12 protein-coding genes are annotated in these 13,654 nt (G+C 50.3%); 2 read left to right on the top strand and 10 right to left on the bottom strand.

Features of this window, described 5'->3' with window-relative positions; translation table 11 throughout:
- Nucleotides 1–69: 69 nt before the first annotated feature.
- The 9 genes from cybH to BFC17_RS13815 form a co-directional block, all read right to left on the bottom strand.
- Nucleotides 70–828, bottom strand: coding sequence for a Ni/Fe-hydrogenase, b-type cytochrome subunit (gene cybH / locus BFC17_RS13855; protein WP_070177057.1), 759 nt, complete (start codon nt 826–828; stop codon nt 70–72).
- 34 nt (nt 829–862) lie between these two features.
- Nucleotides 863–2,671, bottom strand: a complete 1,809-nt coding sequence (locus BFC17_RS13850) for a nickel-dependent hydrogenase large subunit (RefSeq protein ID WP_070177056.1) — start codon at nt 2,669–2,671, stop codon at nt 863–865.
- A gap of 5 nt (nt 2,672–2,676) precedes the next feature.
- The gene (locus BFC17_RS13845; protein WP_070177055.1) at nt 2,677–3,747 is read right to left on the bottom strand and encodes a hydrogenase small subunit; all 1,071 of its coding nucleotides are present in this window, start codon (nt 3,745–3,747) and stop codon (nt 2,677–2,679) included.
- 327 nt (nt 3,748–4,074) lie between these two features.
- Entirely contained in the window at nt 4,075–6,393 is a 2,319-nt protein-coding gene (gene hypF / locus BFC17_RS13840) for a carbamoyltransferase HypF (protein ID WP_070177054.1), read from the bottom strand.
- Complete coding sequence (locus BFC17_RS13835; RefSeq protein WP_070177053.1) at nt 6,393–7,844, bottom strand: nickel-dependent hydrogenase large subunit; 1,452 nt, start codon at nt 7,842–7,844, stop codon at nt 6,393–6,395. Before BFC17_RS13835 ends, hypF begins: the two co-directional genes overlap by 1 nt.
- Nucleotides 7,845–7,874: 30 nt before the next feature.
- Entirely contained in the window at nt 7,875–8,870 is a 996-nt protein-coding gene (locus BFC17_RS13830) for an NADH-quinone oxidoreductase subunit B family protein (protein WP_070177052.1), read from the bottom strand.
- Nucleotides 8,863–10,191, bottom strand: coding sequence for a PAS domain-containing sensor histidine kinase (locus BFC17_RS13825; protein ID WP_070177051.1), 1,329 nt, complete (start codon nt 10,189–10,191; stop codon nt 8,863–8,865). The genes BFC17_RS13830 and BFC17_RS13825 overlap by 8 nt, the downstream gene beginning before the upstream one ends.
- Nucleotides 10,192–10,322: 131 nt before the next feature.
- Nucleotides 10,323–10,961: a GNAT family N-acetyltransferase gene (locus BFC17_RS13820; protein ID WP_070177050.1), complete on the bottom strand. Its 639-nt coding sequence runs from the start codon at nt 10,959–10,961 to the stop codon at nt 10,323–10,325.
- 320 nt (nt 10,962–11,281) lie between these two features.
- Complete coding sequence (locus BFC17_RS13815; RefSeq protein WP_070177049.1) at nt 11,282–11,644, bottom strand: DUF3192 domain-containing protein; 363 nt, start codon at nt 11,642–11,644, stop codon at nt 11,282–11,284.
- 216 nt (nt 11,645–11,860) lie between these two features.
- On the opposite strand from BFC17_RS13815, the gene BFC17_RS13810 reads away from it, so the two are divergent.
- Complete coding sequence (locus tag BFC17_RS13810; protein WP_070177048.1) at nt 11,861–12,145, top strand: hypothetical protein; 285 nt, start codon at nt 11,861–11,863, stop codon at nt 12,143–12,145.
- Here the strand turns inward: BFC17_RS13810 and syd are convergent.
- On the bottom strand, nt 12,142–12,690 hold the full coding sequence (gene syd, locus BFC17_RS13805; RefSeq protein WP_070177047.1) for a SecY-interacting protein: 549 nt from the start codon (nt 12,688–12,690) through the stop codon (nt 12,142–12,144). The two genes, BFC17_RS13810 and syd, sit on opposite strands and share 4 nt — an antisense overlap.
- A 112-nt stretch (nt 12,691–12,802) precedes the next feature.
- Here syd and queF point away from each other — a divergent pair, with 112 nt between their 5' ends.
- A complete protein-coding gene (queF, locus tag BFC17_RS13800; RefSeq protein ID WP_070177046.1) occupies nt 12,803–13,648 on the top strand; it encodes an NADPH-dependent 7-cyano-7-deazaguanine reductase QueF in 846 nt (281 codons plus the stop codon).
- The last annotated feature ends 6 nt before the right edge of the window (nt 13,649–13,654 follow it).

Raw genomic sequence — 13,654 nt, 5'->3', positions numbered from 1 at the left:
GGATATCTTACTGAAGGTGGATGGGGGCGCAAGCGAGTGTACAGCACTGCCCGCACCCCACTGAGGAGCTTAGTCTGGCTTATCGTCTTTAAACATCCGCCAGCCGCTGATCATGGTAGAAATCAGACTTTGGCGTGACATGATGTCTTCGCGAATCGCCACGTAAACATGGACCATAATAAAGGTGATCAGGTACCACATACCCAGACGGTGCCAGGTATGTACATCCTGACTCTGACCAAACAAGGGGATCACCCAGCCGAATAACGTATCCTGCCAGCTACCCTGTCCGGCGCCTTCACTGTATAACGCGAAACCGGTAAAGATCATAAAGACCATACCCACGATAAACAGGAAAAACATACCAAGCTGAGCCAGCGGGTTGTGCCCGATGTACTTCTTCGGCGTTTTTTCCATAAACAGGTACCAGCGCACTTCGTGCCATACTTCTTTCCACCAGGCTTTAACAAAAAACTTAGGGAAAAACAGCTCGCGGGAATGGCTGTTACCAACCACAGCCCAGTACAAGCGGCCGATAAACCCGATGGTAACGATATAAGCCGCCGCAAAGTGTGCAAAGCGAATATAGCCCATCAGAAAGTTGTCACTGGCCTCACCCGGCTGCGTGGGCAGCGGCTGACCAATAAAATAACCGGTAACACACAGCGTTATGATAGAGAATACGGTTATCCAGTGCCATAAACGCACTGGCGCTTCGTATACATAAACCGCGGTTTGGCGACGGGTTATGATTTTCTCTTCACCGCTGTGATGATTATCCGTTAGCTGCTCTCTCTCAACAGCTTTGCTTTTCACTGACGTAGACATAGTTGAGTCTCCAGCGAGAGTGCCAGGCACTCTCTTAACGAATTTTCACTTTGGTCAGTTCCTGACCATCTTCACTCATAACGTGCGTGGAACAAGCCAGGCACGGGTCAAAGCTGTGTAACGTTCGTAGGATTTCAACCGGCTCGTCCGGACGCTCCATCGGCGTATTCAGCAACGAGGCTTCAAACGCACCGATATTACCGTTGCCATCACGAGGAGAACCATTCCAGGTGGTTGGTACCACCGCCTGATAGTTCTCAATCTTTCCGTCTTTAATCTTAATCCAGTGACCAAGTGCACCACGTGGCGCTTCGTTAGTACCCACACCTTTCGCCTCTTTCGGCCAGGTTTTCGGATCCCATTTTTCCACGTTAGCCGTAGAGGTATCACCGTTTTTGATGTTGTTAACCAGCTGATGCCAGTCGTCCAGCATTGAGTCAACACACAGTTCCGAATCTAATGCACGGGCCAGGGTACGACCTAATGTGGAAGGCAGGAACTGCTTAAGACCCAGGTCCATACCGGTTGCCTGATTAAAGGCAGACAATGAACGGTCAACCTGATCCTGCACATATTCTTTACCCGATGCATAGGCAATGATGTAGCGCGACAGCGGGCCCACTTCCATAGCGTGACCTTTCCAGCGTGGTGACTTGATCCAGCTGTATTTCGCACTTTCATCCAGCTCTTTGATGTTGGTTTTAGTGCCCTTAAAGTTTGGCCCCAGCTCAAATTTGGCTTCGGTTTCACCATCCCAGGGGTGCAGACCTTTGGCACCATTGGCATACTGATACCAGCTGTGATCAACAAATTCCTGAATTTCATCCGGGTTGCGCACATCAACCGGGTGCACTTCGTCCCAGTTGCCATTAATAATGGCACCTGCCGGGATAAGGTCAGTAGATTTATCGCCTGGCACCACGGTGTGGGTACCATAGCTCAGTACGTTTGAGGCTGACAGACCGCCACCGTACATCCAGTCTTTGTACAGCGTAGCAATGGCAATCACATCCGGAATGTAGACGTTTTTGATAAACGCTTCGGCTTCACGGATACGCTCGAGCACGAAGTTCAGGCTGGTCATATTAACCGGTGCACCCGACGACCCGGTACCATCTAAGTTAATCGCGCAAGGCACACCGCCTACCATAAAGTTAGGATGCGGGTTTTTACCGCCGAAGATCGTGTGGATCTTGACGATTTCTTTTTGCATATCCAGCGCTTCAAGATAGTGAGCAACGGCCATCAGATCGGCTTCAGGCGGTAATTTATACGCCGGGTTGCTCCAGTAACCGTTAGCGAATAAACCTAACTGACCGCTTTCGATAAACTTCTTGATGCGGGTTTGCACATCACGGAAATACCCCGGGCTCGACAGCGGATGTGAAGATGAAATCTTTTGCTGTAGAGCAGAAGTCGCTTTCGGATCGGCTTTTAACGCATTAACCGGGTTAACCCAGTCCAGCGCGTGCAAGTGGTAAAAATGCACAACGTGGTCGTGAATGTTCAGCGTTTTATCCATCAGGTGACGGATAAGGTGAGCATTCAACGGGATCTCGATACCCAAGGCATCTTCTACCGCGCGTACGCTGGTAAGGGCGTGACAACCGGTACAAACACCACAGATGCGCTCTACAAACGCCCAGGCATCACGCGGGTCACGACCTTTAAGGATAACTTCCAGACCGCGCCACATGGTGCCGGTTGATACCGCGTTACGAATAATATTGTTTTCATCTACGTTAACTTCGCAACGCATATGACCTTCAATCCGGGTAACCGGATCCACCACGATGCGGCGTCCGGAGCTATCCAGTAATTTTGAATTTAACGGCGTATTCATTCTTGTTATTCTCCCTTATGCTGCGCGCGTTTGATGGCGCTCACCGCAGCATGTGCAGCAATGGCTGCACCCACACCACCTGCAACGGTAGTGCCTATTTCATCAGCGTTCGATTCGATACCGAACTGGTTAATATCGGTCAGACGGTCGTAGAACGAGCCTTTATCCCAGAAGCCGTCTTCTGAACAGCCAATACAGCCGTGACCGGCCTGAATCGGGAATGAAGTGCCTTCGTTCCAGCGTACGGTAGAACAAGCGTTGTAGGTGGTTGGGCCTTTACAGCCAACTTTGTACAGGCAGTACCCTTTACGCGCGCCTTCATCATCCCACTGTTCAACAAACTGGCCGGCATCAAAGTGAGGTCGGCGATAGCACTTATCGTGAATACGCTGGCTGTAGAACATTTTTGGACGACCCTGACGGTCAAGTTCAGGCACCTTGCCAAAGGTCAGCATGTAGGTGATAACACCGGTCATAACTTCAGCGATAGGCGGACAACCCGGTACTTTAATAATCGGCTTGTCTTTTATCACTTTGTGAATAGGTACCGCCTGGGTTGGATTTGGACGTGCAGCCTGTACACAGCCCCATGAAGCACATGAGCCCCAGGCAATAATGGCTGCCGCATCTTTAGCCGCATGCTTTAACTGATCCAGGAATGGCTTACCGCCGACGATACAAAACATACCGTCTTCGTTTAATGGTGGGTTACCTTCAACGGCAAGAATGTACTTACCTTTGTACTTCTGCATGGTTTCTTCAAGAATTGCTTCCGCCTGGTGTCCCGCAGATGCCATCAGCGTATCGTCGTAGTCGAGTGAGATCATCGACAAAACAACGTCTTTCACTAACGGGTGTGCAGAACGAATAAAGGATTCTGAACAACAGGTACATTCCAGGCCGTGCAGCCACAGCACGGGTGTTCTTTCCTTGGTTTCCATTGCATGCGCGATGCGCGGTGCAAACGTTGGCCCCAGGCCAAGTGCGGCTGCAGTCAGACTGCAGTACTTTAAGAAACTGCGACGGGTAATACCCTGTCGCCGCATGACTTCGTAAAAGGTCTCTAATTGGGACATTCGGTCCTCCGGCAGTGATACCGCTGAAGTGATACTTACCTCAAATTTGCACAGCCAATCGGTCTTGGTTTAAGTTCTGATGTAAGTCGCGTTCAGCTATTATTTTTTTAGTTACGCTGCGTTTTGTTTTCTGGTACGCAGTGTTGCCAATGCAAACAATAGACCAACTATTAATATCCATTAAAATCATAAAGTTAAGCAATAGCAACGATATGGATAACGAACTTTACTTACCAGTGCAGAAGGAAAGCGGAAAGTCCGTTTACAGCTGGTTAACGAGCTTTCCGGAGTAATACCTGAAGTGTTAAAAAGGATTGAAAAAGTAATTTAAGAACATGGCGTGCCGATGGTTCGGGCCAGCGTAACCAGAGCCTGCCCGTAAGAGATACCGCCATCGTTAGCCGGAAGCTGCTGATGGGTCAGCACCTTAAAGCCCGCACCGTTTAGCGCCTGAGTAAGTTGTGCATTAAGCAGTTGATTTTGCATAACACCACCGGATAAAACCACCGTTGCAAAAGCATAACGTTCAGCGAGCCGGTGAGTCATCTCTACCAGCGCAGCCGCGAAGCCCAAATGAAACGCCAGTGCCATTTCTGCCCTGCTCCGCCCACGGCGCAGATCGGCAATAATCTGCGGCCAGAACGATGCCGGTTCGATGTGATTTTGCGTAAGAGTAAACCGATAGGGCGTGACCTCGCTGTGACATTCAGCAGCCAGGGTTTCCAGTTTTATTGCCGCCTGGCCCTCATAACTGATGTGCTCGGGAGCACAACCAAGAGCGGCTGCTACAGCATCAAATAACCGCCCTGCTGAACTGCTTAGTGGCGAATTTAGCTGCATCGAGAGCATCTTCTCAAAACTCTTGCACATGGGACTCGCCAACTGCGGGCAAATGTCTGCCAACGACGCCATCTCTGCGGCAGAGACCACGCGACGTAACTGCGCATACAGAGACCGCCAGGGCGATCTTATGGCTTGTGCGCCACCAATCAGCGCAACAGGCATCAGGGAGGCGACTCGTTGCATACCTGCATAGCCACCGATTAAAAACTCACCGCCCCACAAAGTTTCATCTTCACCATAGCCGGTACCGTCCAGACAGATCCCCAACACCGCCGGACCATCCAGCGGATAACGATTATCCCCCAGGCAAGCTGCGATATGGGCGTGATGATGCTGCACCCTCACCACCTTGTGGCCCTGCTCTTCAAGGCTGACAGCATGTTTGGTAGCGATATACTCAGGATGCGTATCACAACTGTACCGGGTCGGCGTAATAGCATAAAGCTGTTGATACAAACTCAGCGTATGCAAATATTGCTCAAAGGTACTGGCATCGTGTAGATCTCCTAAATGCTGCGTCACAATTGCCCGGTTATTGTTGATCAGACACAGCGTACTTTTTAGCTGTCCTCCCAGCGCAATCAGCGGCTCACTATCCGTAAACCCTGGCGGCAAGGGTAAGCTGGTCGGCGCGTAACCCCGTGCCCGGCGCAGCACCTGTGGCGAGTCTGGACCTGACATCACCACCGAATCATCAAGGCGGTTGTGGATTGGTCTGTCATGTAACAACATCAGATCAGCGATATCCGCTAACTGCTCACGGGCATCGTCATTGGTAATGGCCTGAGGCATGCCGGAACGGTTTCCGCTGGTCATCACCAGGGGAACATCCAGATGGTCCATTAACAAATAATGCACGGGAGAATAAGGCAACATAAAGCCCAGTAATGCAGTATCCGGAGCAATACCAGATGCGATGACGCTTTTAGCAGTTTGATGTGGGTAAAGTAAAACGACTGGCGCAGCAGGGCTGGTCAGAAGCGCTTCATCCTGCGGTGATACACTGGCGTAGCGCGCTATCATCGACATATCCTTTGCCATCAGAGCTAACGCCTTATCTGGTCGCTGCTTACGCTCACGCAATTGCGTAACCGCCTGCTCATTGGTGGCATCGCACGCTAAGTGCACTCCACCAATGCCTTTCACGGCGATAATCCCGCCGCTTTTTACAACCCTGGCCAGCTCCGCGAACGGACTATCGCTGGCGACTTTTTCTCTGCCGGGTAACTCCAACCAGCAGTGTGGCCCGCATTCAGCGCAGGCATTTGGCTGCGCATGAAAACGACGATCCGCCGGGTTAGTATATTCCGCCTGACATGCCGCACACAGGGCAAAGTCTGCCATGGTGGTACTTGCCCGGTCATAAGGGATCTGACGGATAATACTGAGACGAGGGCCGCAATTGGTGCAGTTAATAAAAGGATACTGGTAGCGTCGACCCTGCGGGTCGAGCAGCTCGGCGAGACACTCAGCGCAGGTGGCAGCATCTGGCGCACAACCGGTTGTTACGTTACCGGACCGGGAAGTGACAATGTGAAAGCCATTTACTTTGCTTACGGCAACTTTTTCTAGTGTAATTTCATCTATCCGGGCCAGCGCCGGTAAACTCTCGCTGATTTGCCGGGCAAACTGGCGCGCGGTTTCTTCACTGCACAGCAGATCAATTTTTACTCCCGCAGCATCGTTAAATACCTGGCCATTCAGGCCGCTTTCGGTAGCGATGCGCCAGATAAAAGGGCGAAAACCCACGCCCTGAACAATCCCGCTTACGCTTAATCTTACGCCGTTTTGTGGGTGGCCCATTAATGCACCGTACAGGCCATGCAGGGATCGAAAGAACGCACAATATGCTGCACCGACACCGGCGTTTTTTCACCTTCAGCCACCGGCGCCCCAACTACCGCCTGCTCCAGTGCTCCGGGTTGTTCCTGGTTATCCCGTGGCGAAAAATTCCAGCTGGTAGGGGCGATTATCTGATAGTTACTGATTTTACCGTTTTTAACTTCCAGCCAGTGCCCTAATGAACCGCGGGCGGCTTCCACCAGCCCCACGCCACGGGCCTCACCAGGCATCTCGCCGTGATGACAAAACGGCGCTTTGGGATCGATTTGTTTGATCCAGAGCTCCATCTGCTGAACCACCAGCGCCATTTCCAGCAATCGGGCGACTATCCGGGATAACACATTACCACCGCTGCGGGCTACCAGATCGCGGATGAGAGGATGACCATCAACGACCTGTCTGGCTAAGGGCCCCACTTCTACCACCTGATTAGCTAACCGCGGAGCCTTGCACCAGCTATAGCCTGCTTCGTTGTCCAGCGAAGGCTGGGTGATCCCCTGCGCGGGCGGATGCGGGCTGCCTGTATTTGTCATCCAACTGTGTGAGTGATCCTCTGCAATCTGGCTTATGGCTAATGGCTTATTGTCACCCTGGCAATAACTGCCTGACGCCCATAGCGTCTGCCCTTGCAAACCATAAGCACCAAAACTTAAAAAGTGATCGGTCCCCCGGCCAAGTGTCGATAATTCCTGCACCCGGGCAACCTGTAAAAAACGTCGAAAGTCGCTCTGCTGCCAGTCTTTTTCGTCACACCACTGCCATAACTCAGCTTCACTTTGTAACTGACTGATAGTGGCCAGGCTGTCACCAAAAAGCGTGTTTTCCAGAAAACGTTTAAACCCCGCCACTATGGCCAGCAGGCGCATACGTTCTTTAGGTTCTATTGCTTTGGCCACACCGCCGGGTTGCAGGCTGAGCGTATGAGGCCACTTGCCTGCCATGATCCCCATTAAATGCAGAAAATCGGCCCGGGCCGGCAGCATTTGCGCTGCCGCCGAACCACTGGTGGCTTTAAAGCGGCTGTGAATGTCATTAAACCAGGGCTTGTCTGCGTAGGTGTCCCGGGCAAAGTCGGGCATGAAAAACAAATAAAAGTGGGTGAGTAAATCGGTGATATTCTCGTTAGCCAGCACCAGATTTGTACACAACTCGCCGTTCACCGGCATGCTCAGGTTCATTACATCAGCCAGCGCTCTGGCGCTGGCAACAGACTGGGTTACCGAACAAATACCACAGATGCGTGGCGTATATACCAGCGCATCCATGGGTTTATGCCCCAGCAGGATCCGCTCAAAGCCCCGGTATAACGGTGAATTAACCTCGGCGCTTTGTACTTTACCGGACGCCGTTTGCAGGGTGATTTCCAAATCCCCTTCCACTCGATTAAACGGGCCCGCAACAATTCGACTCATGGTAATGCTCTTCTAATACGCACCGGCCACCTAGCCTTTGCGCTTGTGAATGGTGGGAGGGTAAATCAACTGTTCGGAAATGGCATTTTTTTTAAGCCGCTCCGGCGTAGCCGCTTTAGAAAGTTGCGCTAAAGCCACAAACCAGGCCTTTGGCATATCCGTCGGCAGCCCAACCGGAATCCCGGCCACTTTGGGCGTCTGGCAAAAACTGTGACCGGGTTCTTCAAATTCTGGCGCCGTACAATTAATACAGGGATACCCTCCGTTAGTACAGGAGCCCTGCCCGTTCCATGGCCGGGTATTACAGTCGGCATGGGCCTGAGTGCCTTTACAGCCCATGTTTTCCATCATACAGCCACGATCGCCCATATCCACGGCACTGGCTTTGTATTCGTAAAATTCGTTGCGGGAACAGCCGTGATGCACCAGGTGATCGGCGTACATGCGTGGCCGGCCAAACTTATCCAGTTGTTCATCGTTGTGTTCACCCAAAGCAATACTCATCAGGGTTTCGGTTACCCAGTCCGGATGCACCGGACAACCAGCAATATTGACCACCTGATCGCCACTTTGTGAAGTAAATTCTTTACCGAGTAATCCCCCGGCCACTTCACCATCAAATTGCAGACCGGTAGCGTCCGTATCATTTGCTCCCGCCGCTGTGATACCGCCGTAGGCCGCACAACTTCCTACCGCTACGGTATAGCGGGCGATGTCTGCCAGTTCTTTTACCCAGGTAGTCATCGGTTTACCGGTGCCGCCCATAATGTGAAACTTGCCCGTACCCATTGGTCCGGTCATCATAGAACCTTCAATACACAGGATGTCCAGTCTGAGCTGACCGTTTAAGATGTCTTCAAGCATAGTGATGCATTCGTCACCAGTGGCTTCGCTTAATGAGGGGTGCCATAACAAATTAATGCCAGCGTTTTCAAACAGCGTCAGTACATCCGGTGATTCGGCGTTGAGTAACGACATGGAACAGCCACCGCAACCGCCGGATTGCAGCCACAAGAGATTAAGCATCAGTGGACTCCCGATTGGGTAAGAACAGACTGGCGATAGCCCCACCGCCGGTATGATTATCGATGGACAACTCGCCATCGTGCTGCGACACAATACCATAACTGATTGATAAACCTAAACCTGTGCCCATGCCCACCGGTTTGGTAGTGTAGAAAGGTTCAAAGATTTGTGGCGCATCCTTAGCGGCAATTCCCGGCCCTGAATCTTTAATGGTCAGAAGTACTCCGTCTTTGTCTGATTTAGCGTTAATGATTAACGAACGTTGCTCAGAGGTTTCCATGGCATCCACCGCGTTTTCAATTAAATTGACCACCACCTGATGAATCTGACCGGCATGACCATAGGCTTTAAATGGCCGTGGAATGTTATCGATAACCTCTACCGGGTATTTACTTTCCTTCATAATCCAGTGTAACGCGGTATGCACCGTATGGCCCAAATCAAAGGGGGCTTTTTCAGACTCCTGGGATGTCGAAAACTGACGTAGATCGTTAACAATTTCTTTTACCCGATCAGCGCCTTCCATAGTGCCGTCCACCAGAGAATTGAGGTCTTTTATGGCTTTTTCCAGGCGCATTTTTTCACGCATTTCGCGCAATGCATCGCGACTTTCGCCACTGGCTACCGCGTCAAAATAGCTGCTGAGCTTGTCGGTGTAACGGCGTAGCACGTGCATATTGCCATACACAAAGCTGATAGGATTATTGAGTTCATGGGCAACACCGGCAACCAGGCGGCCAAGTGAAGCCATTTTTTCTGACTGGATAAGGCGCTGTTGGGCGAGCTGTAACTCGGCGTGAGCGATGTTCAGTTCTTTATAGGCACGCTGTAATTCTCCCAGTGGACGTCCCACCAGCACCATGCCAACGGATTTCCCCCGGTGATTCAGTCGAGCGGTACAGTTAACCGAAAGCGGTACTTTACCCGATTTCCCCTGGAGTTCTATTTCAAAATCACGCACTGGCTGGGCTTGCAGGCGCTCACGAAAGGCCTGCACCTTGCCATGTAAGGAGGGGTCAATCAGCGTGGTAATTGAGCGGCCAATAAGCGCTGATTCTGATTCGCCGGCAACCTCGGTGAGGGCACGGTTGACGCCTTCGATAATGCCATCGTTATCGCACACTATCAGCACGTCATTCATAGCGCTCTGAATACTGTCAGAGAAACTTTTTGCTTCTTCTAACTCGACATTCTTACGCTCTACCTCTACCTGTGATTGCACTAAATCGGTATAAGCTTCATCCATTTTCTGGATAACACTTACCCAGGCGTCTTCACTTTGGATGGATTGCACCGGTTCTATGTCTAACGAATCAGTCATATCTGCAGCAGATGGTTATTAATAGTAGCACTATACCTCAGGTTGTTTCAGCGGCAAAACACCGCGGGAAATTTTGCCTGAAACTAAAAGGGAGAGCCTTAACTCTCCCTAAGTCGTTCAGCCAGTAAAATTTATGGCCGGGGCCGAAACATTACCAAACCGGCTTTGTTGGCAATATCCACCTGTGCCACCTTCTGGTAAAAACCATCGGAAAAAAACGCTTCGTATTTCGGCACGGTAACAAACACTCCAACGCCTTCTGAATCGCGGTGTTCCAGCAATACACTGTCGATTGCCCGCATTAATAAATGACCCAGCCCATGGGACTGATAATCAGGATGAACCGCAATAAACGATAGCAAGTGGTACTTTTGCGCTGGCATTGCAGAGCGAATTTTTTCTTCTTTCTCCAGCATCTGGCGAGTGCCGTAGTAGCCGGTAGTGAGCAGCATTTTTAAGCGCCAGTGCCAGTATCGTCCGGCGCCAGCGGCACTGTCCGGCCCCATCAGACAAGCTACCGACAGCAGTCGCCCTTCATCAAATAATCCGATAATAGGTTGTTCTGCTTCCCAGAATGCAGTGAGTTCTTCGCGAATAGCCGACCGCAACCGGGACTCATAACCCTCTTTTTCGCTCTGAAAAATCTGCAAAAATATCGGATCGTCATGATATGCGTTGTAAATGATAGAGGCCGCAACTTTTAGATCCTCCGCTGATAGATAAGCTGCTCTGATGTTATCCAGATTTTGTTGCATTTCTGCCTGAACCATTAGCTGTCTCCCCATGTGTTGTATGGCGACTGCGCAAAAAAGCGCATTATGAGTCGCACGCTCTCACAATCCTTCAGCCAGTCTCGACCAAACCGACCAACTGAAAACAACAAGATTGCTAAAATAACTACGAAACAGACGCGTAAAAAGCGCATCCACTCCTCACTGTATCTTAAAAAAATGCAGGATGTAAATATTTTGTTAATAACAATTAGTATTAAAAACGCGCAGAAAGGCGGCAGAAAATATTGGTCATTCCGAAATGATGAGGGATAAAGCAGACAAGCCTGACATGTATCATGTCAGGCTTGTTCATGTCGTTAGATTTTACGCAAAGCCTCTTCGCCCCAACCAATCAAACGATTGTCCTTAAATACCAGCGGCGTGCATTCATCTTTGGTAGTGATGCCATCGTCTTCTGTCCGTTGGGTGCGGTAAAACAGGATCCGATAGACGTGGTCGCCTTCGCCAAGCATCTCATTAAAATCCGCTACGCCCATTTTGCGGGTAACGTCTTCGAAATGCGCATTAACTTCCAGGTTGCTGATGTGCTTGCGGTTGTTGTACTCACGCTGCTCCCAGCTGGCCTGATAGTGCTCGCCGTCGTCACCACCTACCGAAATAACACAGCCCGAGAGTAATAATGGTGCTGCCAAGGCAGTAATAAGCATAAGTTTTTTCATGATTGTTCCCTGTTACAAAGTGATAAGTTACTTATGCCGATATCACAATCAAGAATAAGGCCAATCGTAACTTACTGATTTTAATAGAAGTTAAATATTAACCACTTGGCATTCAAACTAACAATCAGTATTATCAGCGAAATTTTAGTTTATTTGACTACCCCCCTGGGGTACGTGCCAATACCAGCACTGCACCAGATCACAGAGATAATCATAATGAGCTCCAAAGAAAATCAAAAAGCCCTGGTAGAAATTTGCCACCAGCTGGCGGCTGAAGGACTGACACCCGGCGTTGGTCTGTTGCGTGGTAAAGCGCCTTTTAAAGTCAGCGTACTGGACGCCATTGACGCGATTAAAGTATTTAATCAACAATTTGAAGCGGCCAAAGCAGCGCCCGCGGCGCTGTCGGATAAGGCCCGTATTGATCAATTGGAGAAGCGGGTTGCTCAGTTAGAACAGGCTCTCGCGGTGATGGAGAGCCGTCTGGAAAAACTGCTTTAAACTGAAGGTGTTAAACCATCGAGAAACGTTGCCAGATCCGGTGCAAGACAACGACTGGGCAATTTGCCCACTTGTTCAAGTACTACTTCGCCGGAAGCGTTGTCGACCGACAGAATAAAGTCGTCCTCGTCGGTCAGGCCAAAAAACAGGGTTGGGGGTTGCTTTAACCGTTGCTTCATTAGCAAATGACCAATCAGGTTTTCCTGCAGTCGTTCAAGATCTGACTCGCTACATACTTGCAGTAGCTCGCACTTTCCCTGGGCGGCTTCCACCGTCAGGTTAAAACTCCAGAAGGTGGTAAAGTACTTACAAAATTGTTCGTTGAGCGTGATTTCCAGGGCACTCTCGATATTAGCGAAGCCTTGCTCTGTACTCATAGGCACTGGCCGCCAGCCACACATCTGCCCTTCCTCCGTGACCCCGGTGTAACAGGGGGAGTCCAGTTCACTGATAAATTCGGTTTGCAGCAGCTGAGGATGACGCTCTGCTGCCTGCTCCATCGTTGCGATTAATTTTTGCAATGATTGTTGAACTATATTGTCCATTGCTTTTCCATATCGGGTATACTTGCCGCACATAGTAAATAATTATTCAGGCATTAAACAGCCACTCGCTTATTAATTGCTTATCGCATTTTTTTATTTGTTACAGGAAAGCATGACAACAAAGCAAACAGCGACCCCGTCGCTACCCGCCAACCTCACGCTTGGTCAGAAAGTTGACTACATTGAGCAGTACAGCCCTTCTTTGCTACAGGGTGTGCCCCGCACACTCAGCCGAGACCAGATTGGTGTAAGCCATCCACTCCCCTTTGACGGTATAGACATCTGGAATGGCTACGAATTGTCCTGGCTGAACCCGAAAGGCAAACCCCAGGTTGCCATTTTGCAATGCCGGGTGCCTATTAACTCTGCCAATCTTATCGAGTCAAAATCGTTCAAGTTGTACCTTAACAGTTTTAACCAGTCTGTGTTCAGCGGCAAAGATGAAATCACAGAAGTGATTACCCGGGATTTATCTGCTTGCGCCGAAGCACCGGTTGAGGTGCAGTTATTCCCTGCAAGTGCCTTTTCGCAGTTAAACCTTGGCGAGTTGTCTGGCACGGTTATAGACGATCTGGATATCGAGATTCACGATTACCAGCCTAACCCGCAGTTGCTTAAAACCACAGGCGGTGCGGCCACCAGTGAAACACTGGTCAGCCACTTACTGAAATCAAACTGTTTGATCACCAGTCAACCCGACTGGGCCAGTGTTCAGATCCACTATGAAGGTGAGCCAATCGATCATGCCGGGTTACTCGCTTACCTGATTTCTTTTCGCCGCCATAATGAGTTTCACGAACAGTGTATCGAACGGATTTTTTGTGATGTAATGGCGCAATGTCACCCGGTAAAACTGGCTGTGTACGCTCGCTACACCAGACGCGGCGGATTGGATATCAACCCGATGCGAAGTAATTGCGACTTTAGCGTTACCAATGACAGACTGGCGAGACAATAATAAATG

This window comes from Marisediminitalea lipolytica, from assembly GCF_001758465.1.
GTDB lineage: Bacteria > Pseudomonadota > Gammaproteobacteria > Enterobacterales > Alteromonadaceae > Alteromonas > Alteromonas lipolytica.
Note: the sequence above shows the minus strand (reverse complement) of the source record. Positions and strands in the feature narration are given on the sequence as shown.